We start from the raw sequence: 22,074 nt of genomic DNA, 5'->3' as shown, positions 1-22,074 counted from the left end.
CCCTTGAAACGCGCAACTTGTTCAGATGAACCTTAGGACCCTTCTTCTGAAAAAAATTGATTACTCCACTTTATTGCTTCTAAATAGCTTTCTGTAATCGTATCATAAGCCACATTAATTTTTTTAGCCAACTGGCCAATCTGATCCCAATTTGTCTGCTCAATAGCAATAATCAATGCTAATACTAATTGAAACTGATTTTCTTTTCCTAATAGCGCATCAATAATATCATCTTTCAATGGTAAAGTTTTTACAAGGGTGGTCATTGGTGTTTGGAGAATTTCGTCTATTAAAGAAAACACTCCAGTTAAAAAATAACTCGCCGGCTCTCCTTGAATTTTCATCTTTTTGGCGAGAGTCTCACAAAACTTTCCCCGTACCAAGCTATTTTGAATTAAATTTTCAATGATTGGATCTTGTTGTCTCGAAGCATCTCGAATCGATAATATATATAGCCATCGTCTGAATTCTTTTAATCCTAAAATCATGATGGCCTGTTTAATCGACTCAATTTTAAAATTGCGTCGATAATGATTATTAATTAATTTTAATAGTTTAAAAGAAAAAGAGAGATCGCTTTCAATAACTTTTGTCAAATAATCAACATTCGGTTCAGGCTTTCTTGTTTCTTCGATTAGTAGCATATAATTATGAAAGAATGTCGGAATATCCTTTTGAGAAAGAACAACAGGTTTCTGAAAAAAATAACCTTGGAAATAATCAAAACCTTCCGCACATGCTTCGAGATATTCTTCTTTTGTTTCTACCTTTTCAGCCAAAAATTGAATAGAGAAAAAGTTTTTTAATTTGAGCATTTGTTTCCGCATTTCTTTTCCGGTGGTTCGAAAATCAACTTTAATCAAATCAACAAATGGTAATATTTTTAATGAATTTTTATCCTGAATATTTAATTGATAATCATCAAGAACAATTTTATACCCTAAGGCCTTGTATTTTTGGCAGGCAGAGATAATTTCTTCAGTTGGATAAACGGTTTCCAGAATTTCGATTACAAGTTTGGAAGGGGGAAAATTTTCCGGTGTACCGTTCAGCAATAAATTTTCTGTGAAATTGATAAAGCAATAAGTATGGTTTGTCAATTCACCCAGGTCGAAATTAAGAAAACTGTTGACCAAAACGTCCGCTGTTGCCGAATCATCATTGGACCCTGCCGAATGACTGTCGATAGATTTACGAAATAATAATTCATATCCGTAAATTTTATGTTCGATATCATAGATTGGTTGTCGTGCTACGAATGTTTCCATCAATAAGTTCCTTTCGCCATTTTCTATATTTTATAATATATATCGTCATTATGTCGTCACGATTACATAGTTCATCGTAAATGTCGCCAATTTGTTAACATTTTGTAAAAAATATAGGTATTTTTTCATATGTATTTGAAAATATGAAAACGTTATAATTAGTCTATTGATACTATTTTGGAGGAAAATAATATAAATGAATAACTGGATGACACCCGAAGAAATGGCAAGAAAGCGGGATTTTCGAAAAAAATTGATGTATGTGGCTATTCCGGTCATAGGTGCTGTATTAGGATCGATTATCGGGATTTTGTCAAAAATGTTGTAATTGCCAATATTGAAATATTTCTGATTTACTATTTTTGTTGATTCCTATTTCATCTGTGCTATAATGGAATTAATTTTACAGCGAATCACTCATATAATCGCGGGGATACGGCCCGCAAGTTTCTACCAGATTACCGTAAATAATCTGACTATGGGTGAGCAATTGTTTTCGTTTGTACAGGTTTATTAAGTTTATTGTCTTTACATCCTGTATATTACCCAAAAGTTTTGCTCATTCATAATCTGTGAGCAATACTTTTGGGTTTTTATTTAAAGATAAGAAAGTATAAAAATACATGTAAATAACTTGGAATTAGTTTTATTGTCTAGCTCCGAGCGCCAGCGACTAGCAAACTTCACTCTCCTCCACTACGATAAGTCAACAACGGCTCGTCCCTCGCCGTGTTTCCTTTTCCTCGAAAAAGCTAATCGCTTTTTCTTCGTGCGATGTCTATTCGAGGAAGCAAATCTGTTCTCATTGCGGGGCGCTCCAGTTTGTACGTCGCTAAGCGGGCGCTCTGCGCTTTTCTAATACAAAATGAAAGGAAGAAGTGCATCTATGAAACTGTTAGAAGAGAAAATCATACTAGAAGGAAATGTCCTTTCTGACTCTGTCTTAAAAGTTGATAGATTTTTAAATCATCAAATTGATCCGGAACTCATGTTGTCAATCGGTAAAGAGTTTGCCGAGCGGTTTAAAAATGACCAAATTACGAAAATCTTAACATTGGAGTCATCGGGGATTGCCCCGGCGGTGATGACCGGTCTGATCCTGCAGACGCCGGTATTGTTTGCGAGAAAGAAAAAATCTTTAACGATGGTTGATGACTTATATCATTCAGAAGTTTATTCATTTACGAAACAGGAAAAAACCGAAGTATCCGTTTCGAAAAAATTATTAAATACAAATGACCGTGTTTTGCTCATTGATGATTTTTTAGCTAACGGACAAGCGGCACTGGCTTTAATAGATATTGTGAATCAGGCGGAGGCAAGTTTAGTCGGACTTGGTATTGTCATTGAAAAAACTTTTCAAAATGGTGGAGATCAATTACGTAAAAATGGCATTCGCGTTGAATCGTTGGCACAAATATTGTCATTGGAAAATGGAAGGGTTCATTTTGTTCATGAGGAGGTTAAACAATGAACTTGTCAAAATCAAAAATCGTATCTTTAGGAATTCAGCATGTTTTAGCGATGTACGCAGGGGCAGTCATTGTCCCGTTAATTGTTGGAGCAGGCATCGGTTTAACCGGTGAACAATTAACCTACCTTGTTTCCATTGACATTATGATGTGCGGCATTGCTACTTTTTTACAAGTGTATCAAAATAAATTTTTTGGCATCGGCTTACCGGTTGTTCTTGGCTGTACATTCACAGCTGTCGGACCGATTATTGCGATCGGAAATCAATATAGTGTTGGCTCAATTTACGGTGCAATTATTGCCAGTGGCCTCATCGTTGTCGTCATTTCTAAATATTTCAGTAAGCTTGTGAAATTTTTCCCGCCGGTTGTTACGGGATCTGTTGTTACGGTTATTGGGGTAACGTTAATTCCGGTTGCGATGAACAACTTGGCAGGCGGTCAGGGCAGCAGTAATTTCGGAGCTGTGGAAAATGTGCTGCTTGGTTTTGGCACATTGCTGTTTATCCTTGCCATTTTTCGATTTTTTAACGGTTTTATTCGTTCAATAGCGATTTTGCTTGGTATTTTAGCAGGAACTTTAGCTGCTTCTTTCATGGGCATGGTTGATTTTTCGGCGGTAAAAGAAGCGTCATGGTTTCATTTACCGAAACTCTTTTTTATTGAAACACCTGAGTTCCATATCATGCCGATTGTGACGATGACACTTGTTGCCATTGTTAGTTTAGTCGAATCAACCGGTGTTTATTTTGCTCTTAGTGATATTTGCGAAAAAAAAATCAATGAACATGATATTGCGAGAGGGTATCGTTCAGAAGGGATAGCCATTGTCTTAGGTGGGATATTCAATGCATTTCCATATACAACTTTCTCACAAAATGTCGGCTTGCTTCAATTGTCCGGAGTGAAAAGCAAAAATATTATTTATACGGCTGCGGGAATGTTAGTTCTTTTAGGTCTCGTTCCAAAAATTGGCGCATTCACCACCATCATACCATCTTCCGTTCTTGGTGGGGCAATGGTGGCTATGTTCGGAATGGTTATTGCTTCAGGTATTAAAATGTTAGGTCAAGTGGATTTTTCATCGCAAGAAAATCTTCTAATAGTTGCCTGTTCAGTAGGGTTAGGCTTAGGGGTTACGGTTGTTCCGGAAATGTTCGGTGATTTACCGGCCAGTTTACGTATTTTAACAGATAGTGGCATTGTTCTTGGAAGTTTGACTGCGGTTTTACTTAATCTTGTGTTTAATGTTTTGAAAATCGGTCAATCAAAATATCTTTTGCAAAAACAACAAAAGGTATCATAAGTGTTACATCAGCAAAAGGGTCCTTCCATGCAGGGACCCTTTATAAATAAATTGTACAAAAAACCGCAAAAACACCAACTACGAAGTAATCGTCACTATCCAATTTCTTACTGTCTTTAACAAAGAGATTCAAAGCCCAATGGAGTTTGATTCCTTCAGCCGTTTTTGTAATTAATTATTTGCTGAGACTGTAGTACATTCTCAAAATGATTATGCGGCTTCTTATTCCGGCAAAACTTTTAACCTGTTAACATGATAAAAATTTGCCTTATTAGTGGGAAAATCGGCAAAAACCATTTAGAATAGGATTATCATAATCAATCTTACAAAGGGGTAGCAATATGCACGTATCAACACTTGATTTCACAAAAGGGGACATTTGTTCAATTAACCGATTATTTGATTTGCATCAGTTTTACACAAAAAACGGCGATCTTCAAGCAGCGGATAAAATAAGGGATTTACTTGCCAAAGTAATGGATGGCGAAAAAATAATTGCTTTTTGTGGTCATTTTTCAGCCGGGAAATCAAGCATGATCAATTGGTTAATCGGGGCGGATATTCTTGCAGCCAGCCCGATCCCGACAAGTGCCAATTTGGTAAAACTGAAAGCCAGCGATAATATATCTTTTAAAATTTTTTATAAAGACGGGGCTGTCCGGGAATACAAGCCAACCGATTCCTTTGGCCACTTTAAACAGTATTTTAAAAATGGTGAGTCGATTAAAAGGGTAGAAATTGCATATCCGTCAAAATTTTTACCAAAGGGTGCGGTGATTATGGATACTCCGGGTATTGACTCTACGGATGATGCCCATCGTTTGGCAACCGAGGGAGCTCTTCATTTGGCGGACGCATTGTTTTATGTAATGGACTATAACCATGTTATGGCAGAAGAAAATTTTCTTTTTACGAAAGAAATGGCAAATCATGGCAAAGAAGTTTATTTGGTCATCAATATGATTGATAAACATCAAGCCAATGAGTTGAGTTTTGACACGTATCAAAAATCAATAGCGGATGCTTTCCTTGCATGGGATATTCAACCGGTAAAAATTTTTTATACTAGTTTGAAAGAAATTGATCATCCACACAATGAATTAACTAGCATGGTTGAGGAACTTAGACATATCTTTGCGAAAAAAGAGCCGGTACCATTGGAAGGATCGCTCAGGCTAGTCATGGAAGAACATTTGCGCAAGGTTTCAGAAGATCAAGAAATGAGAAGGAACGAGCTCGAACAAATCCTATCGTCCATAACTGTTGAAGAACAAAACCATCTGGAGGCCGATTTAAAACAGTTGCAAGAAGAAATAGAGATAAAAGAATCCGGGTTACAAAATTTCCGGGATCAAATGATTGCAGATATCCAGGAAATGTTAAAAAATGCCTATTTAATGCCGGCAGAAACCCGTGAATTGGCCAAAGAATATTTAGAATCGGTACAAAAAGATTTTAAAGTCGGACTGTTCTTTTCCAAGAAAAAAACGGAAGAAGTGAGAAAGGCAAGATTCGACTTTTTTTATCAGGCACTACAAAAAACGGTTGATACTCAACTTAGTGTTCATTTGAAAAAACTGTTCCTGTCGACTTTAAAACAGTACAATATTCAACCATTCGAGATTGAAAGTCAAGTTCAAAAACTGACAATTCCTGTTAAAAATGAACATATTGAAAATGCCGTCAAACCGGGTGCTCTTGTGACCGGGGAATCCGTTTTACATTTTACCAATGAAGTAGCCGATAATCTAAAGAAATATGTTATCTCAATCAGTCATAATCTTTTGGCAAAAATTGAAACGGTATTGTTAGAAACACTTGAAACCGAACTGGACGGGATAAAACGAAAACATCAGGAACGACAACATTTATTATCAGCTAAAAATGAACTGGATCAAATGGATAAAGAATATAAATTTGTAAAAGATCAGTTATTGACGATTATGAACCGTGAAAATACTCAATTGGACCGTGATACTGTTGAGGAGATCCAAACGATTGTTTATACCGAGTCACAAGTGAATGGGATTGTTGAGGAACCTTTGGAAGTGAATAAGGAAAATAAAGAACCACAAAATGATCAGACGAAAACTGTTAAAAAAGCAAGTACCGGGCAATCTTTTGCTTTTCATCTTGAACAACAAAAAATCATTCAGAAATTGGAAAGAACAGCGGAATTGTTGACAGATATTCCCAATATGGACAAAATTCGCAAGCAGTTGATTGAAAGGGCTAATCGGTTGAATCAAAAGCAATTTACCGTTGCTTTATTCGGTGCTTTCAGTGCCGGTAAATCATCTTTTGCCAATGCGCTTGTTGGGGAGAAAATATTACCGGTCTCGCCGAATCCGACTACCGCCGCAATAAATCGAATCCTGCCGGCAAATGACGAACACCCGACAAAAACCGGTGTTGTTACGTTAAAAAGGGAAGAGCAAATGTTGGCGGATGTAAATGAAGCATTGGAAAAATTTGACATTGATGCAAAAAATTTGGAAGAAGCTGTATCGATTGTTGGGAAAATCACCCAACGAATCGAAAGGAAACAATTATTCCAAACACAAACTTCTTTTTTGACTGCTTTTGCCAAAGGATATCCGGTTTTTAAACATCAATTAGGGGAAAAGGTAACGGTTGGTCTTGAAGAATTTCAACAATTTGTGGCTTTGGAAGAACGATCCTGTTTTGTTGAAGCAATTGATTTTTATTATGAATCAGAGGCAACGAATGAGGGGATAGCTTTTGTAGATACACCGGGAGCCGACTCGATTAATGCACGACACACGGATGTTGCTTTTGATTATATCAAGAAAGCGGACGCGATTGTTTTTGTTACTTATTACAATCATGCATTTTCGAAAGCAGATCGCGAATTCTTGATACAACTTGGCAGAGTAAAGGATCAATTTGCCCTTGATAAAATGTTTTTTATCGTAAACGCCATTGATCTTGCCAACACAGAAGAGGAACTGCAAGATGTTCTTTCATATGTAGAACAGCAATTGTTGACCTATGGTATACGAAATGCGAAAATTTACCCCGTTTCCAGTCAAAATGCTTTAAAAGAAAAACAGACCGGTGAAAAACATGGTTCCCGTTTCCCGCTGTTCGAACAAGATTTTTATCAATTTATTACGAATGATTTAGGACAAATCACTTTGCAAGCGGGTCAATCGGAATGGGAACATGCGGTGGATCGGTTGAAACACCTTATTGAAACAGCAAGTACAGATGAACAGATGAAAGAAGAAAAAAGAGAAACATTAAGGTCTGAAAAAGAGACAGCTGAACAATCGATTCGTACCTACACCTCCTCCATTTTAAAGGAACAAGTAAACGAGGAATTAAAAGAACTCATTTATTATATTTATCAACGGACGAATTATCGATTCAACGACTTTTTCAAAGAGGCGTTTAATCCGGCTACAATAAAAGGAAGCGGTCATGAGGCGAAACAAGCTTTACATCAAGCAATGAAAGAATTACTTCATTCGGTTGGTTTTGACTTGGCACAGGAGTTAAGGGCTACTTCATTGCGGTTGGAAAACTTTTTATCATTGAAACTAAAAGAAATATATGAAAAGCTTTTACAACAATTACTAAAAATAAATGGGAATCTTTCTTTTTCGTTATATGAGCCAGATCGAGTCGAAACCGTTGTTTTTCAAAACGAATTAAAAGATCTTCCTCTTGATCTTTTTACCAAAGCTTTAGCCGGGTTCAAAAATACACGGACATTTTTTGAAAAGAATGAGAAAAAACAGATGGCTGAAATGATTCAAGCCATTTTGCAGGAACAGATGAAAGCAAACTTAGCAAAAAATGAAGCGGCTCTTTCCACCCATTTTACTGCCATTTTGGAACAGCAATTTGCCGAAATGATTGAACAAATACGCAGTGAGATAGCGGAACAATATGAAGGCTGGTTGTCGATTTTGGATGATAAAATCGATATTGGCCATTTAAAAAATCGTTTAAATGAGGTAGAATTATTATCTGTGAATCAAAGTTAGTTTTTGAGGTTTGAAATTTCTTATAGATAACGTTTGAGGTGACATGATTGAACAATAAACAATCGAAATTAATGTTAATCGATGGGATGGCTCTTTTGTTCCGGGCTTTTTATGCAACAAGTCCATCCGGTCAATTTATGTTTAATGACTCAGGTATTCCGACAAACGGCGTAAACGGCTTTTTAAAACATATGTTTACGGCGGTTAACCGTTTTCGCCCGACCCATTTAGCTGTTTGCTGGGATATGGGTGCAAAAACTTTCCGCAATGAGTTATACAGTGATTATAAAGGGAACAGAGCAGCACCACCGGATGAATTGATTCCACAATTTGATTTAGCAAAAGAAGTGGTCGAAGCTTTTTCGATTCCTAATATAGGAATCCCCGGCTTTGAGGCGGATGATTGTTTAGGGACGATTTCCACTCGCAGCAAAGATAAAGCAGATGTTGTCATCGTAACCGGAGACCATGACATCTTGCAAGTATTAGATGACCATATTTCCGTTGTGTTATTAAAAAAAGGATTCGGTAATTATGATATCCAAACAAAGGAGACTTTTATAAATGAAAGAGGTTATCATCCTCGTCAATTTATCGATGTAAAGGGCTTGACCGGGGATACGAGTGATTTTTATCCGGGGGTTCGAGGAATTGGTCCGAAAACAGCCGAAAAATTGATTCGAGAATATACTTCAGTTGAGAACTTATTGGAATCGCTGGCTCAATTATCACCCGGACAACGAAAAAAGATTGAGACAGATATGGACTCCTTATTATTATCAAAAAAATTGGCAGAAATTAAGCTGGATGTTCCGTTAGAATTTCATTTTGACGACGCAAAGATCCGCTTTTTTCAGAAAGGTTGGGGAGAAAAACTGAAACAACTTGATATTAAAGGAATGTCACGGATCTTAACAATGTTGGAAGACTGGCATGAAGAAACGCATGTAGGGTAATTCATAGAAAGGCTGTTCAGTAATCTAATCGTCAGGAAAGCATGAGGATTCCTGTGAACAGCCTTTTTAGGAAAAAATTATTTTGTATTTTTCTTTTTTGCCGCATTTTCCAATTTGCTTTTCGGATCATGGGTCATCGTATCATCCTGGCCATACCCTTGTGGATTGACACCTAGTGCTTTTGTTCCGCGATTTCTGCCGGACATGTTTCATTCACCTCCATTTGTAGTATTTTCGCTTTGATAAAAATTATTTAACGATCTTCATCGAACAAGCATAAGATAAGTGACATGATCGAAAATAGGTTTCCTAGCATTGAATATAAAAGCATGTTAGAGGTTGATTAAAATGAGTACTGAAAAAGAAGCTGTAGGAGAATATATTCGCAATTTACAAGGGAAAGGTTTTCAATTTAAAGAAGACGCAATAGGGTTTATCTACTTTGGAATGGACTATGCGAATGCAAATGAGAAATTAGTAAAAATTGCCATTGAAATGACTTTAAAAGTGCAAAAACGATTTGACGGCAGTTTTTATTTATCACTACTTGAAACGTTAAAGAGCGAAAATATTCAGGATAAACGCGAAGCATATCAATTTATAAAACAAAAGCAATTATTATAAAGAATAGTCCCCGATCGAAGTTCTTAAGTCGGGGATTAAATCTTGGCTAATAGGAAAGTATAAATTTCCAACAAAGATGCGAATTCGCCGAGTGGAAAATTTTAGGATTTATGTATAAGTGTAACTGCGGATTTTCCGTTGCCTAAAGGCTAGGCATTCGCCGAGTTTTCTTTACTAAACGGCTTTTTCTTGAATCGTATTTTCTGCCGCTTTTTTTCGTTTGCTCGGGAACTCAGCGAAGATCATCCCGAGTAAGATAAAGATTGAGCCGATAATACCGCCGACTGACATTCGTTCACCGGCAAAAAGAAATGCGGTAAGGGCAGCAAATACAGGTTCAGTTGCGAAAATTAATGCGGTATGGGTCGCTGAAGTGTATTTTTGAAAATAGGTTTGAACCAAAAACGCAAAAGCAGTTGCTAGAAAACTTGTAACCATTAAAGCAATAACAACTTCTCTTTGGAACAGAATTTCAGGTTGGATTGCTTTTTGCCAATCCTCAAACAGAAATGCACAAACACTTGACAATATTGCGACAAAACTAATTTGGATAATGGTTAATGACAGAGAAGGATATTGCGATGAATATTTACCTGTATAAATAATTTGCATGGCAAAACCGATCGCACAAAAAAATACAAGCAAGTCCCCGATATTTAATATAGCAGTTCCGCACATTGTTAATAAGTAAAGCCCAACAGTTGCGATACTAACACCGATGATTGCATAAATCCCCGGTTTGATTTTTAAAATAAAAAAAGATAATAGCGGGACAAGAACAACGCTTAAACCGGTTATAAATCCGGCTTTAGACGAGGTTGTATAAACAAGACCAATGGTTTGGCATGCATAGCCGATAAAAAGCCAAAAACCGATGGCCATTCCGGAAAGTAAAAGTTTTTTATTGATTGCTTTTATTTCATCCCTGCGAAAAACAACTAACCAAACGGATAAGAGAAGTGCGGCCATAAAAAAACGAACAGCATTGAAGGTATGAGGTTGTAAGAATGAGATTGCATTCTGTACAACGACAAATGTTGTTCCCCAAACAAATGCTACGAATAATAAGGTGAAATCTGCAATGTATTTCTTGTTCACTTGAAACCCCCCTCGAATGTTTATTTATATTTTATAAATAGTAGCTTTTGAAAGGTTTTTATTTGAATAAAAAATGTATACCTGTTTATGATAATGTTATTCAAATAATTATTTCCATTTTATCAATGTCACTCTAAGTTTTAAACCGATATTTTTTAGTTTGTGAAAGATTGATACCAAACTTAAAGCTTGCATGGATGAACCATAAAATTTATAAAATCTATTTCTAATAAACTGTGGGATGAGAAGATGAAATTTAAAATAAAATGGGACTATTATAATAAAAATAAAACAGAAACGAACTTTATTTCTGAATGGATCAAAGACGATGTTCTTTTGGAAATAGCCGAGGATTTGGAAAAAACCGGTCGGGTAAAAAACATGTCGTTTGAAGATGAAACAGGAATATCATGGACGAAAAAAGAAGTGAAAAAAGTTCTTCAAAGGCTTGAACAAGAACCGGATGAATTTCTCTTGTATTTTGATGCCAGTTACAATAAAGAAACCGACGAGACAGGAATCGGTGTCGTCCTTTATTATAAACAAGGCGCTCAGCAGTACCGCGAACGTTGGAATGAACGGGTGGAAGGTTTGAAATCGAACAATGAGGCTGAATATTGTGCTCTCCATTATGCCGTCAAACGATTAGGTGAGTTCCCAATTGCCGGAAAAAAAGTAATAATAAAAGGGGACAGTCAAGGGTTGTTAATGCAACTGCGCGGTGAATGGCCATGTTACGAAGAAAATCTTAATCGCTGGCTGGATCGGATTGAAAGATTGGTGAAAAAGTTGAACTTTCATCCGGTGTATGAACCAATAAACCGGAATGATAATAAAGAAGCTGACAAATTGGCACGTCAAGCATTAAAACAAGTAATGATCGAAAGTAAACAGAAATTAGGTGATGAAGAATAAATGATGAAAAAGATCATGTCGGATGAAGCGATTGACAAGGAACGAAAGGCATTGCTGGAAGAGATCGATGAATTGTTAAAAATATGTGACGGCTGTTTTGTTTTTCAATTTTTTAAAAAAGAAAAAGGGAGAAGGTTTGCCCATAGCTTTTGTATCAATCATTGTACTGTCGGGATGAAATTAAAAGAGACAGGCAGGAAACTGTCATAAAGGGGGTGTCCGAGCCTATAGAACAAAGTTTATGCCTGACCGAAAAGCCTGAAAATTCTCAACTGCGTAGAATGGTCGTTTTTTGTTGGGAAATTATACTTTCTTAATGCACCAAAAAGGCTGGTCTTTAACAACCAGCCTAGATGATTCACTGTTCTATTTATATGAATTTTAATTTATAATTTCACAACATTAGCTGCTTGAGGTCCACGATTTCCTTCCACAATGTCAAAAGAAACTTCTTGCCCTTCTTCCAGTGTTTTGTACCCGTCACCTTGAATGGCGGTGAAGTGTACAAATACATCATTTCCACCTTCAACTTCAATAAAACCATAGCCTTTTTCATTGTTAAACCATTTTACTTTACCGTTTTGCATTTTTCTTCCTCCTAAACTCTCCCGACACCAAAGTGTCAATAAAAATTATTTCTCAAAAAACGAATACAAAAAAGGATTGCATCACATTTCTTGATTAAATTTAATATACAATAAAGCGTATTCATAGTCAAGAAAATTCAGGCACTGGAAGAGATGTTTCAGAGGATATTGGAAAAACATTAACACCTTTGACAAAAAAGGCAAAACAATGGCAAATCTTGTTAATACCATGGAATTATAGTAAAATATATATTATATGTATACGATTTTGTGGAGGAAATAAAATGCCGACACCAAGCATGGAAGACTATATTGAACAAATATATTTATTGATTGAAAATAAAGGGTATGCAAGGGTTTCCGATATTGCCGAAGCACTTTCCGTTCATCCCTCATCCGTGACGAAAATGGTTCAAAAACTTGATCGAAATGAGTATTTAATTTATGAAAAATACCGCGGCCTGATTTTAACACCGAAAGGAAAAAAGACAGGTAAGCGGTTAGTATATCGTCATGAATTACTTGAACAATTTTTGAAAATGATCGGTGTTGCAGAGGAAAATATTTATCATGATGTTGAAGGGATTGAGCACCATCTCAGCTGGAATGCAATTGACCGCATTGGAGACTTAGTCCAGTATTTTGAAGAAAATCCGGAACGTTTGGAAGAATTAAACCGAATGCAGAACAAAATGGAGGATTGACATAATTTTTAATCGTCCTCCACTTTATTCATAAGTTATTTGTTTAAAATAAATATACCATTCAAAAAACTTTAAAGTTCAACAGTTTAAGAACATTGTGGTGAGGCAAAATGAATTAATTATAGAATTTTCCTGTTTAGAATATCGGTGGGTAATTGACAAAAGATTCGTCATCCGGATGATTTGAATTAATGATAAGTGGTTTGTCATCATCATGAGCTTCCACGATTTCCACTCCGGTAATGCGACCTTCGATAATTTCGTCCATTGCTTTTTGATAAGAAATCACTCTTCCGGTGGATGTTTGAAAACTAATAATTTCACCTTTATAGTTTCTATCCACAGCGACAATTTCTTCCATATTCTCACCTCATTCTTACTTTCTCCAATTATTAGGAAGAAAATTCAAGCAATGATGAAAAAACGATGTTCCTTGTCAGAAAATGTCATGTTAAAATAGGCTTATCGTATTTTTTTGTAAGTCTGTTATGTTAAGTCCATGAGGAAAATAACCGGAAGAGGGAATTCCCGCATGCGTCCAATTATTTACCTAACAATTAGCGGGATAGTGATTTTCCCAATGGTTGAAGATATATTTTAATGACAGATTGAGGAGGAAAAACATGTCAAACCTTGTAACGGATATTGAAATTGCACAACAAGCAAAGATGAAACCAATCCGGGAAATTGCCGCAGAGATCGGATTGGCAGAAAACGAAATTGAATGTTACGGACCATATAAAGCAAAATTATCAAATGAAGCGATTCGTCGTTTACACAATCGTTCAAATGGAAAATTAATCTTAGTGACATCGATTAATCCGACTCCTGCCGGTGAAGGGAAATCAACGGTAACCATTGGTCTCGGTGATGCAATAAAGCAATTAGGGAAAAAAGCAATCATTGCTTTAAGGGAACCATCACTCGGACCGGTAATGGGATTAAAAGGAGGTGCTTGCGGCGGCGGTTGGTCGCAAGTTGTCCCAATGGAAGATATCAATCTCCATTTTACCGGAGACTTGCATGCAATTACTTCTGCCAACAATGCGCTCGCTTCTTTTATCGATAATCATATTCATCAAGGGAATGAGCTTGGAATTGATCCGAGAAAAATCATTTGGAAACGGGCCATTGATCTAAATGACCGGGTCTTAAGAGATATCGTTATCGGACTGGGCGGAGAAAAAAATGGCGTTCCCCGTGAAGATCATTTTGAAATAACGGCGGCATCGGAAATGATGGCCATTTTTTGCCTGGCAAAAGATTTCCGTGATTTAAAAGAAAGAATTGCTCGAACCGTTGTCGCTTTTACTGTGCATAATGAACCGGTAACCGTTCAGGATCTGGGTGTTGAGGGAGCTTTGACCTTGTTATTAAAAGATGCTTTTAAGCCGAACCTTGTACAAACACTTGAACATACGCCGGCAATTATTCATGGCGGACCTTTTGCCAATATTGCTCACGGATGTAATAGTCTGATTGCAACAAAAACCGCCTTAAAACTTGCTGATTATGTCATAACGGAAGCCGGCTTTGGAGCAGATTTAGGTGCCGAGAAATTTCTTGATATTAAATGCCGGATTGGAGAATTAAATCCAAGTGCAGTCGTTATCGTTGCGACAATCCGGGCGTTAAAAATGCACGGCGGTGTTCCCTTAAAAGAGTTGCATAAAGAAAATTCGGAAGCTTTGATTCAAGGTTTTGCCAATTTGAAAAAACATGTGGAAACGATGGAACAATTTGGACTTCCATATATTGTCGCACTTAATCGGTTTACCGGCGATCATAGTAGTGAGATAGCGACTTTTGACAAGTTATGTCGAGAACAAAATATTCCTTATGCTTTAACCGAAGTTTGGGAGAAAGGCGGCCGGGGAGGAAACGAACTTGCCGACAAGATGATGTCATTACTTTCAGAAAATAACAACAACCAAACATTTGCCCCATTGTATGAAGTAACAGATTCAATAGAACAGAAATTAACAACGATTGCTACGAAAGTATATGGTGCCGACGGGATAAAATTATCAGCAAAAGCGAAAAAACAGGTACAAGCCATTGAAGATGCCGGTTGGGCAAATGTACCTGTTTGTATCGCAAAGACTCAATATTCATTATCAGATGATCGGACAAAGATCGGTAGACCTGATAACTTTATGATTTCCATTCGCGAATTTAAGCCTTCCGTTGGTGCCGGTTTTATCGTTGCTTATGCAGGCGATATGTTAACCATGCCAGGTTTACCAAAACGCCCTGCAGCGATGGGAATGGATCTTGATGAAAGCGGAAAAGTCACCGGCCTATTTTAATATATTGGAAGGGAAAATTTCTTTGTTTTTGTTTGCAAGAGATAATAAAAATCCATGGTCTTCGGTGAACAGAACTTTTTTCGCCTCAAAGTCCTCCTTAATCGGTGAAATAATTTTTTGAAAAAAGGATGATAGCATGTTTGATCCGACCGCATATGAAAATATCAAAGTTATTCTTGAAGGGCTTGTCTATGATTATGATCTTTCAGGCCAAATCAAGGTCATTGAAAGAAATGATCTCGTTAATTTAGCTGATTTGTCACGGAATTTTAACATGTCGTTTATCCATAAACGAGACCGGAAACAACTATTAACAATGACCGTAGAGTTGAAAGCAGACTTCAAACAATTAGCTTCGGAATGGGCTGCAGTAGCAGAGGAACCGGGGGCAAATTTATCGATTCAATATTCCTTATCGAATTCATTAAATGAAATATTAGAAAAGCGAATTTTAAAGTTTTTTAAACAACAGCCTGCTTTAGATTTTTATTTTGAAGCATACAAACAAATCTATTTAGACCAAAGAACCGTTCAAGTTTACAAATTTAATAAGATCCATCTGATTACCGAAAAGACGCTTGATGAGGTAGGATCGATAATCGAACAAACAATCATGGCCGGAAAATCGATCTATCAGATGTTACAGCACTAGGCAATGAAACAAAATCATATGGCGAACTTGTATTCAAAGGATGGTTACAGTAATTTTTATGAGTGGAATGGTGAAACATGCGTATTTTGACTGCAAATCAATTAGGAAAAACAATCGGTGAAAAGCAAATCTTTAAAGATATTTCGTTTTCCATTGGTGAAAAGGAACGAATTGGTTTAATCGGTGTGAACGGAACAGGTAAATCAACCCTCCTTAAAATAATCGCCGGCATAGATGATTTGGATCAAGGTGAATTTACAAAACCGAATGATTATTCCATTTCTATCTTGCTTCAGGATCCGATTTTAAATAATGAACTGACCGTTTTGGAACAAATTTTAGCTCGTGATACAAAAATCAATCAAACCATTCGGGCATACGAAACGGTAATAACACAGTTGAATAATGATCCTGATAATGAAAAACTATTGAACCGATTATTCGACTTGCAAAAGAAAATGGATGAGCTTGGCGGATGGGATGTCAGCTCTCGGGCAAAAACGATGCTTACAAAGCTTGGACTGACCGATTTTAATGAAAAAATTAGGAATCTATCCGGGGGACAAAAAAAGCGAGTTGCTTTAGCTGAGGTTTTGATGGACCAAGCCGATCTTCTTTTACTGGATGAACCGACAAACCATCTTGATTACGAGATGATCGAATGGCTTCAAGATGAATTAGCAAAGCATCCGGCTTCGATCCTGTTTGTTACCCATGATCGGTATTTTCTTGATGCCGTTTCTAATCGTATTTTTGAACTTTATCAAGGCTCTTTATATGTATATAAGGGCAATTATGCAAATTATCTTGAGGCAAAAGCAGTTCGCCAGGTGGAATCTGTGCGCCAACGAGAAAAGGCGGAGAATTTATATCGGAAGGAACTTACTTGGATCAGGCGTGGTGCACAAGCCCGATCGACAAAACAAAAAGCACGGATTCAGCGATTTGAAAAACTGGAAGAAGATATACGTAAAAAGGGAGATATGCAAAATATCGATATTGCTTTTAGCGGTACAAGACTGGGCAAAGATGTTATTGAAATAAAAGAAGCATATAAAACATTCGGCCAGAAAACGATATTAGCAGGATTTGATATGTTGGTAAAACCGGGAGACCGTATCGGCATTGTCGGACAAAACGGAAGCGGAAAATCAACTTTATTAAATATAATTGCCGGAAAAGAGCCGCTGGATCAAGGAACAATAACAATCGGTCAGACGGTTAAACTTGCCTATTATACTCAAGAATCAGTTGATATGGATGTCAATCGCCGGATGATTGAATATATTCGTGAAACGGGCGATGTTATTCATACGAAAGAAGGTCAAACAATATCCGCCGCACAAATGTTGGAACGGTTTTTATTTCCGATGCATACCCACGGGACGGTCATTCGCAAGTTGTCCGGTGGTGAACGGAGACGATTGTATTTATTAAAGTTGTTAATGGAAGAACCAAATGTACTTCTGTTGGATGAGCCGACAAATGATCTTGACACGGAAACGTTAACGGTTCTGGAACAATTTTTGGAAGATTTTTCAGGTGTGGTCATTACTGTCTCTCATGACCGGTATTTTCTCGATAAAGTTTGTGATGAGCTGTTAATTTTTCAAGGTAATGGAGTAATTGATAAATACATTGGCAGTTACACCGAATACTTACAAATGATTGCCGGTCAGCAGGAAAAAAATGTTAAAAAACCGGTCTCACCCAAAAAGCAAAATCCGCAAGAAAATCAACCGATAAAAAAGAAATTGACGTTTGCAGAGAAAAAAGAATGGGAAGAAATTGATGGAAAAATTGCTGCAGCAGAAAAAAAGTTGGCACAAATTAAAAAGGAGATGGAAAGTTCCGGCAGTGATTTTTCTTTGTTGCAAGAGCTGATGATAGAAGAAGAGAAGTGGAACAATGAACTTGAATATTTAATCGAACGATGGGCCTATTTAGCTGAACGTGCGGAAGGATAGAAAACGACCGGCGTCTTGACATAACTTGTAGGGAACTGGTCGAAAGTTTTCAATTGATTCATGTCTAGTGCTTTTTATAGAAAAGTCGAATATTTTGCGTTACGACAACTTTCCGTATTAAGATAATAAAAAGATGGCAGAAGGAGAGGTGAATGTGTATGAAAATAAAAGCAATTGAACCAACACCCAGTCCACATACGATGAAAATAATTCTTAATGAAGAATTGCCAAAAGGAGCACGAAATAATTACCGTGAAGAGATGCGAAATGAAGCACCAAAGGAAATTCGGGCCATTTTGGAAATTGAAGGTGTTAAAGGAGTTTACCATGTGGCAGATTTTTTGGCAGTTGAAAGGCATCCGAAAGCGGATTGGAAACAAATATTACCCTTGGTTCGTATATCGCTCGGTGAAGAAGCAACCGAAAAAGAAAACTTTATTGGCCCCGATGAACATTATGGGGAAGTTCAAGTTTTTTTGCAGATGTTCAAGGGGATTCCAATGCAAATAAAATTGACTGACGGGCAAACAGAAAAACGTGTGGCCTTGCCTGAAGAGTTTGTCCGGGCAATTACAAAAGCCCAATTGCCGGAAGATAATATTGTTTTTCTTAGAAAATGGGTGGATCACGGGGTTCGTTATGGCGACTTTGATGAAATCGGTCAAACAATTTTAGATGAGGTTGTTGCATCTTATCCTTCAGAACGTTTGGCCGCACTTGTCGAGTCGGCAAAACAACCCGAACGGTCCGTTGTTCAGAAAAAATATCGGAAATTGACACGACAAGATTTAGATCATCCTGATTGGAAAAGACGTTATCAACTTTTAGAACAAATGGAAGAGCCGACACTTGCTGATTTACCTGTCCTCGAAAAAGCGTTGCATGACGAGAAACCGTCTATTAGAAGACTTGCTGTTGTATACCTTGGTATGATAAAGGATAAGAAAGTGCTGCCCTATATTTATCAAGGATTAAGAGATAAGACAGTTACGGTAAGACGAACAGCCGGTGATTGTTTAAGTGATCTCGGATTCCCGGAAGCTCAAGGAGAAATGATCCATGCTTTGAAAGACAAGAGTAAAATTGTCCGTTGGCGCGCTGCCATGTTTTTATATGAAACAGGAGATGAAAAAGCTTTGCCCGCATTAAAAGAAGCCGAGAATGACCCTGAGTTTGAAGTGGCCTTACAAATAAAGATGGCCATTGAACGAATTGAAGGCGGAGAGAATGCAAGGGGATCGGTTTGGAAACAAATGACCGAGGCAAGAAAACAACCGAATAGTTAGAGCTTTTGCTTTTTAATAAAATGAAATGTAAAATATTATACACTTAACGCTAAAACAAATTGTACGAGGAGGATAAATTATGTCAATGGCATATGAAGAATATATGCGTGAACTTGTTAAGCCGATGCGTGAAGAATTAGTAGGAGTCGGCTTTAAAGAATTAAAAACCGCTGAAGAAGTAGAGACGTTTATGGAAGGTGTCAGCGGAACGACGCTTGTTGTCGTTAATTCAGTATGCGGCTGTGCAGGCGGACTAGCCCGTCCGGCAGTTACTTATGCAATTCAACATACTGAAAAAAAACCTGATCATCTCGTTACGGTATTTGCCGGGCAAGATAAAGAAGCTACAGCAAAAATGCGGGAATATTTTATCGGTATTGAACCATCTTCACCTTCAATGGCACTTTTGAAGGGAAAAACTGTCGTCCATTTTATCCCCCGTCATGAGATTGAAGGTCATGCTGTTGAAGAAGTTGTTGACAAATTACTAACTGCCTTTGCTGATCACTGTTAATGAAAGTTTGCCCATTCGAGAAGGTACTCTGCCGGTTTCACAGCGCCTGAGTACCTCCTTCTTAAGTCAAATGATGCGAAATTCCACATATGTTAAAGGTATTGTACTTTTCTCAAGGATGGATAGCGCTATCGCCATATTTGCACATACTTTATTGGTATGTGCTTTTTTCAAAGATGGATAGAAAGCTATAGCCATATTTACCAAGTTATAATATGATAGATTAAGAGAGTTTTTTATCAATATTCTCGGAAACGGATATATGCTTTTACAAATAGAGAGGAAATCTGCTGCCCATTGCGTGTTAACTTCATAGGAAACATATGAGTCGGTATCTATGGCAACAAAGTTTATGTAAATAGCCTACTTGTTAAGGGTGGAATGCAGCATGAAACGACAGAAATTATCCCTTATGATTACGGTGCTGATCGTGATTTTTATTCAAGGCTCAACTACAACGTTTGATTTTTTATTTTTAAAAGATATTGAAAATACACATTTCAACCAACATTTGAATTTACGAGCTTCAGAGATTACTCCGTCCATAATATTATTACCGAATAATTCATTTGATGAAGAAGCAGCAGCACAGATGGTTAACCGAATTGATTCACTGCCCATATTGCTCTTGGAAAAAATATATGATCAACATATTAAAATTCGTTTATTTAACGGCCATTTGACGGATTTTCCAAGTACCCGTTCGTTGACAGGAATAACACCCAGAGGCTATGCAGATACAACGGTAACTTGGGATAATGTCCCCGGTGCAGGTGGAGGCAGGATCGTATTTGTGAAAATCGGTGCCAGTGATAAAGGAGAAGGACATGGTTCAGTAAATTTGGAATTGCATGAGTTGGCTCATTCCATTGACCGAATCGTTTTTAAGGGGATTCGCGATCAAATCTATTTTCAATCGATTTGGAAACTTGAAGCTAAACAATTATTCGGGAATAATAATTATTATTTGTTATATCCGGAAGAATATTTCGCTGAGGTCTTTGCTTACTTTTATGCGAATAGTGATACAAATCATTATTTAAAAGAGCACGCCCCAAAAACATATACGTTTATCAAGAAATTGCAATAAATAAAGGTGGTTTATGATGAAAAAATATCTGGATTTATGTAGACATGTGCTTGAAAATGGTGTAAAAAAGGAAGACCGTACAGGTACCGGAACCATTAGTACATTTGGCTATCAAATGCGGTTTAATCTTCAAGAAGGTTTTCCGTTACTTACGACAAAAAAAGTCCATTTAAAATCGGTCATTCATGAATTATTATGGTTTATTCAAGGTAATACGAATGTAAAATATTTACAAGAAAACGGGGTTCGTATTTGGAATGAATGGGCAGATGAAGATGGCAATCTCGGTCCGATTTACGGTCACCAATGGCGGTCATGGACAGGGGCAGACGGCAGAACCCATGATCAATTAAAGGAAGTCATTGAACAAATAAAGACGAATCCGAATTCCAGACGCCTCATCATTAGTGCATGGAATGTCGGTGACTTGGATAAGATGGCACTGCCCCCATGTCATACTTTGTTTCAATTTTACGTTGTCGATGGCAAACTGTTCTGTCAACTATATCAACGATCCGGTGACTTGTTTTTAGGTGTTCCGTTTAATATTGCTTCATATTCATTGCTCACGATGATGATCGCCCAGGTATGTGACCTAGAGCCCGGGGAATTTATTCATACATTTGGTGATGTCCATATTTATTTAAATCATATCGAACAAGTAAAATTGCAATTAACGAGAGAGCCCCGGAAACTGCCGACGATGAAATTAAATCCGAATGTCAAAAATATATTTGATTTTAAATATGAAGACTTTTCACTGGAAAACTATCATCCACACCCGCCGATCAAAGGAGTCGTAAGTGTATGATATCATTTATCGTTGCAATGGATCAAAACGGGTTAATCGGAAACAACAACGAAATTCCGTGGCATTTACCGGATGATTTGAAAAGATTTAAAAAAATAACAATGGGTCATCCCATCGTCATGGGGCGAAAAACTTTCCAATCCATCGGTCATCCGCTCCCCGGTCGTGAAAATATTATATTGACAAGAAATAAGAATATATCTTTTGAAGGTTGTACCGTTTTTCACACACTGGAAGATTTGCTTGATTATTGTCGGAATAAAGATGGCGAAGTGTTTATCATCGGTGGTGCTGATATGTTTCGCATTTTCCTTCCTTTTGTTGAAAAATTATATGTGACAAAAATCAATCAAGAGTTTTCCGGGGATGTTTATTTTCCGGAACTGGATTGGTCTCACTTTCAATTGGTTTCTAAGGAAAAAGGGAGAAGAGACGAAAAAAATCCCTATGATTATGAATATTTGCTTTATAAAAAACGTTAACCCATGGAAGAGGTGCGAAA

General features: G+C 37.2%; 22 protein-coding genes, 2 pseudogenes and 1 riboswitch. Of the genes and pseudogenes, 19 read left to right on the top strand and 5 right to left on the bottom strand.

Features of this window, described 5'->3' with window-relative positions; genetic code table 11:
• Positions 1–32 precede the first annotated feature (32 nt).
• Positions 33–1,268: an EAL and HDOD domain-containing protein gene (locus BT1A1_RS09795; RefSeq protein ID WP_034770564.1), complete on the bottom strand. Its 1,236-nt coding sequence runs from the start codon at positions 1,266–1,268 to the stop codon at positions 33–35.
• A gap of 196 nt (positions 1,269–1,464) precedes the next feature.
• On the opposite strand from BT1A1_RS09795, the gene BT1A1_RS19495 reads away from it, so the two are divergent.
• The 5 genes from BT1A1_RS19495 to BT1A1_RS09775 all read left to right on the top strand — a co-directional run bounded on the left by BT1A1_RS19495 (position 1,465) and on the right by BT1A1_RS09775 (position 9,015).
• Positions 1,465–1,596: a hypothetical protein gene (locus tag BT1A1_RS19495; RefSeq protein WP_269147494.1), complete on the top strand. Its 132-nt coding sequence runs from the start codon at positions 1,465–1,467 to the stop codon at positions 1,594–1,596.
• A 69-nt stretch (positions 1,597–1,665) separates the two neighbouring features.
• Positions 1,666–1,767: riboswitch (purine riboswitch) on the top strand.
• Positions 1,768–2,154: 387 nt separating this feature from the next.
• Positions 2,155–2,742 carry a xanthine phosphoribosyltransferase gene (locus tag BT1A1_RS09790; protein WP_034770562.1) on the top strand — a complete coding sequence of 196 codons (588 nt, stop codon included), beginning with the start codon at positions 2,155–2,157 and terminating at the stop codon, positions 2,740–2,742.
• Positions 2,739–4,046, top strand: a complete 1,308-nt coding sequence (locus BT1A1_RS09785) for a nucleobase:cation symporter-2 family protein (RefSeq protein WP_034770560.1) — start codon at positions 2,739–2,741, stop codon at positions 4,044–4,046. The genes BT1A1_RS09790 and BT1A1_RS09785 overlap by 4 nt, the downstream gene beginning before the upstream one ends.
• A 341-nt stretch (positions 4,047–4,387) precedes the next feature.
• On the top strand, positions 4,388–8,059 hold the full coding sequence (locus tag BT1A1_RS09780) for a dynamin family protein (RefSeq protein ID WP_051989093.1): 3,672 nt from the start codon (positions 4,388–4,390) through the stop codon (positions 8,057–8,059).
• A gap of 71 nt (positions 8,060–8,130) precedes the next feature.
• Positions 8,131–9,015 (top strand): 5'-3' exonuclease, encoded by an 885-nt coding sequence (locus tag BT1A1_RS09775; RefSeq protein ID WP_034770814.1) that lies wholly within the window; start codon positions 8,131–8,133, stop codon positions 9,013–9,015.
• A 77-nt stretch (positions 9,016–9,092) separates the two neighbouring features.
• Here the strand turns inward: BT1A1_RS09775 and sspL are convergent, their stop codons facing one another.
• Positions 9,093–9,221, bottom strand: coding sequence for a small, acid-soluble spore protein L (gene sspL, locus BT1A1_RS09770; RefSeq protein ID WP_034770558.1), 129 nt, complete (start codon positions 9,219–9,221; stop codon positions 9,093–9,095).
• A 142-nt stretch (positions 9,222–9,363) separates the two neighbouring features.
• Here sspL and BT1A1_RS09765 point away from each other — a divergent pair, with 142 nt between their 5' ends.
• Positions 9,364–9,639, top strand: coding sequence for a DUF6123 family protein (locus tag BT1A1_RS09765; protein ID WP_034770555.1), 276 nt, complete (start codon positions 9,364–9,366; stop codon positions 9,637–9,639).
• A gap of 174 nt (positions 9,640–9,813) precedes the next feature.
• Here BT1A1_RS09765 and BT1A1_RS09760 read toward each other — a convergent pair whose 3' ends face one another.
• Positions 9,814–10,737 (bottom strand): DMT family transporter, encoded by a 924-nt coding sequence (locus BT1A1_RS09760; protein ID WP_034770553.1) that lies wholly within the window; start codon positions 10,735–10,737, stop codon positions 9,814–9,816.
• Positions 10,738–10,986: 249 nt separating this feature from the next.
• On the opposite strand from BT1A1_RS09760, the gene BT1A1_RS09755 reads away from it, so the two are divergent.
• Complete coding sequence (locus tag BT1A1_RS09755) at positions 10,987–11,652, top strand: reverse transcriptase-like protein (RefSeq protein ID WP_034770551.1); 666 nt, start codon at positions 10,987–10,989, stop codon at positions 11,650–11,652.
• A gap of 3 nt (positions 11,653–11,655) precedes the next feature.
• Positions 11,656–11,862, top strand: coding sequence for a zinc-finger domain-containing protein (locus BT1A1_RS09750; RefSeq protein WP_081912332.1), 207 nt, complete (start codon positions 11,656–11,658; stop codon positions 11,860–11,862).
• Between the two features lie 176 nt (positions 11,863–12,038).
• Here BT1A1_RS09750 and cspD read toward each other — a convergent pair whose 3' ends face one another.
• Complete coding sequence (gene cspD / locus BT1A1_RS09745; protein WP_034770549.1) at positions 12,039–12,239, bottom strand: cold-shock protein CspD; 201 nt, start codon at positions 12,237–12,239, stop codon at positions 12,039–12,041.
• Between the two features lie 284 nt (positions 12,240–12,523).
• Between cspD and mntR the strand changes: the two genes are divergently transcribed.
• Entirely contained in the window at positions 12,524–12,943 is a 420-nt protein-coding gene (mntR, locus tag BT1A1_RS09740) for a transcriptional regulator MntR (protein WP_034770545.1), read from the top strand.
• A 136-nt stretch (positions 12,944–13,079) separates the two neighbouring features.
• On the opposite strand, the gene BT1A1_RS09735 is transcribed toward mntR, so the two are convergent.
• Positions 13,080–13,304: a DUF3892 domain-containing protein gene (locus BT1A1_RS09735; RefSeq protein ID WP_034770543.1), complete on the bottom strand. Its 225-nt coding sequence runs from the start codon at positions 13,302–13,304 to the stop codon at positions 13,080–13,082.
• 262 nt (positions 13,305–13,566) lie between these two features.
• On the opposite strand from BT1A1_RS09735, the gene BT1A1_RS09730 reads away from it, so the two are divergent.
• The 10 genes and pseudogenes from BT1A1_RS09730 to BT1A1_RS09695 all read left to right on the top strand — a co-directional run bounded on the left by BT1A1_RS09730 (position 13,567) and on the right by BT1A1_RS09695 (position 22,054).
• Positions 13,567–15,252, top strand: a complete 1,686-nt coding sequence (locus BT1A1_RS09730) for a formate--tetrahydrofolate ligase (RefSeq protein WP_034770541.1) — start codon at positions 13,567–13,569, stop codon at positions 15,250–15,252.
• A 136-nt stretch (positions 15,253–15,388) separates the two neighbouring features.
• Positions 15,389–15,904 (top strand): hypothetical protein, encoded by a 516-nt coding sequence (locus BT1A1_RS17435; RefSeq protein WP_051989092.1) that lies wholly within the window; start codon positions 15,389–15,391, stop codon positions 15,902–15,904.
• A 77-nt stretch (positions 15,905–15,981) separates the two neighbouring features.
• Positions 15,982–16,869, top strand: a pseudogene (locus BT1A1_RS19685) (ABC-F family ATP-binding cassette domain-containing protein); the annotation flags it as partial.
• A 129-nt stretch (positions 16,870–16,998) separates the two neighbouring features.
• Positions 16,999–17,379 (top strand): annotated as a pseudogene (locus BT1A1_RS19680) (ATP-binding cassette domain-containing protein); the annotation flags it as partial.
• 189 nt (positions 17,380–17,568) lie between these two features.
• Entirely contained in the window at positions 17,569–17,871 is a 303-nt protein-coding gene (locus tag BT1A1_RS19675; RefSeq protein WP_419468903.1) for an ABC transporter C-terminal domain-containing protein, read from the top strand.
• Between the two features lie 158 nt (positions 17,872–18,029).
• On the top strand, positions 18,030–19,157 hold the full coding sequence (locus BT1A1_RS09715) for a conserved virulence factor C family protein (RefSeq protein ID WP_034770535.1): 1,128 nt from the start codon (positions 18,030–18,032) through the stop codon (positions 19,155–19,157).
• 79 nt (positions 19,158–19,236) lie between these two features.
• Complete coding sequence (locus BT1A1_RS09710; protein ID WP_034770534.1) at positions 19,237–19,671, top strand: BrxA/BrxB family bacilliredoxin; 435 nt, start codon at positions 19,237–19,239, stop codon at positions 19,669–19,671.
• Positions 19,672–20,059: 388 nt separating this feature from the next.
• Positions 20,060–20,761: an anthrax toxin lethal factor-related metalloendopeptidase gene (locus BT1A1_RS09705; protein WP_034770533.1), complete on the top strand. Its 702-nt coding sequence runs from the start codon at positions 20,060–20,062 to the stop codon at positions 20,759–20,761.
• A 16-nt stretch (positions 20,762–20,777) separates the two neighbouring features.
• Positions 20,778–21,572 carry a thymidylate synthase gene (locus tag BT1A1_RS09700; protein WP_034770532.1) on the top strand — a complete coding sequence of 265 codons (795 nt, stop codon included), beginning with the start codon at positions 20,778–20,780 and terminating at the stop codon, positions 21,570–21,572.
• Positions 21,569–22,054 (top strand): dihydrofolate reductase, encoded by a 486-nt coding sequence (locus tag BT1A1_RS09695; RefSeq protein WP_034770531.1) that lies wholly within the window; start codon positions 21,569–21,571, stop codon positions 22,052–22,054. The genes BT1A1_RS09700 and BT1A1_RS09695 overlap by 4 nt, the downstream gene beginning before the upstream one ends.
• The last annotated feature ends 20 nt before the right edge of the window (positions 22,055–22,074 follow it).

The sequence above is a fragment of the Caldibacillus thermoamylovorans genome (assembly GCF_000751775.1).
GTDB classification, from domain to species: domain Bacteria; phylum Bacillota; class Bacilli; order Bacillales; family Caldibacillaceae; genus Caldifermentibacillus; species Caldifermentibacillus hisashii.
This window is presented reverse-complemented; position numbering and strand designations above follow the sequence as displayed.

Coding starts and splice junctions, on each gene's coding strand:
- BT1A1_RS09795 (WP_034770564.1), bottom strand. CDS start 1,268: ATGGAAACATTCGTAGCACGACAACCAATCTATGATATCGAACATAAA.
- BT1A1_RS19495 (WP_269147494.1), top strand. CDS start 1,465: ATGAATAACTGGATGACACCCGAAGAAATGGCAAGAAAGCGGGATTTT.
- BT1A1_RS09790 (WP_034770562.1), top strand. CDS start 2,155: ATGAAACTGTTAGAAGAGAAAATCATACTAGAAGGAAATGTCCTTTCT.
- BT1A1_RS09785 (WP_034770560.1), top strand. CDS start 2,739: ATGAACTTGTCAAAATCAAAAATCGTATCTTTAGGAATTCAGCATGTT.
- BT1A1_RS09780 (WP_051989093.1), top strand. CDS start 4,388: ATGCACGTATCAACACTTGATTTCACAAAAGGGGACATTTGTTCAATT.
- BT1A1_RS09775 (WP_034770814.1), top strand. CDS start 8,131: ATGTTAATCGATGGGATGGCTCTTTTGTTCCGGGCTTTTTATGCAACA.
- sspL (WP_034770558.1), bottom strand. CDS start 9,221: ATGTCCGGCAGAAATCGCGGAACAAAAGCACTAGGTGTCAATCCACAA.
- BT1A1_RS09765 (WP_034770555.1), top strand. CDS start 9,364: ATGAGTACTGAAAAAGAAGCTGTAGGAGAATATATTCGCAATTTACAA.
- BT1A1_RS09755 (WP_034770551.1), top strand. CDS start 10,987: ATGAAATTTAAAATAAAATGGGACTATTATAATAAAAATAAAACAGAA.
- BT1A1_RS09750 (WP_081912332.1), top strand. CDS start 11,656: ATGAAAAAGATCATGTCGGATGAAGCGATTGACAAGGAACGAAAGGCA.
- cspD (WP_034770549.1), bottom strand. CDS start 12,239: ATGCAAAACGGTAAAGTAAAATGGTTTAACAATGAAAAAGGCTATGGT.
- mntR (WP_034770545.1), top strand. CDS start 12,524: ATGCCGACACCAAGCATGGAAGACTATATTGAACAAATATATTTATTG.
- BT1A1_RS09735 (WP_034770543.1), bottom strand. CDS start 13,304: ATGGAAGAAATTGTCGCTGTGGATAGAAACTATAAAGGTGAAATTATT.
- BT1A1_RS09730 (WP_034770541.1), top strand. CDS start 13,567: ATGTCAAACCTTGTAACGGATATTGAAATTGCACAACAAGCAAAGATG.
- BT1A1_RS17435 (WP_051989092.1), top strand. CDS start 15,389: ATGTTTGATCCGACCGCATATGAAAATATCAAAGTTATTCTTGAAGGG.
- BT1A1_RS19675 (WP_419468903.1), top strand. CDS start 17,569: ATGATTGCCGGTCAGCAGGAAAAAAATGTTAAAAAACCGGTCTCACCC.
- BT1A1_RS09715 (WP_034770535.1), top strand. CDS start 18,030: ATGAAAATAAAAGCAATTGAACCAACACCCAGTCCACATACGATGAAA.
- BT1A1_RS09710 (WP_034770534.1), top strand. CDS start 19,237: ATGTCAATGGCATATGAAGAATATATGCGTGAACTTGTTAAGCCGATG.
- BT1A1_RS09705 (WP_034770533.1), top strand. CDS start 20,060: ATGAAACGACAGAAATTATCCCTTATGATTACGGTGCTGATCGTGATT.
- BT1A1_RS09700 (WP_034770532.1), top strand. CDS start 20,778: ATGAAAAAATATCTGGATTTATGTAGACATGTGCTTGAAAATGGTGTA.
- BT1A1_RS09695 (WP_034770531.1), top strand. CDS start 21,569: ATGATATCATTTATCGTTGCAATGGATCAAAACGGGTTAATCGGAAAC.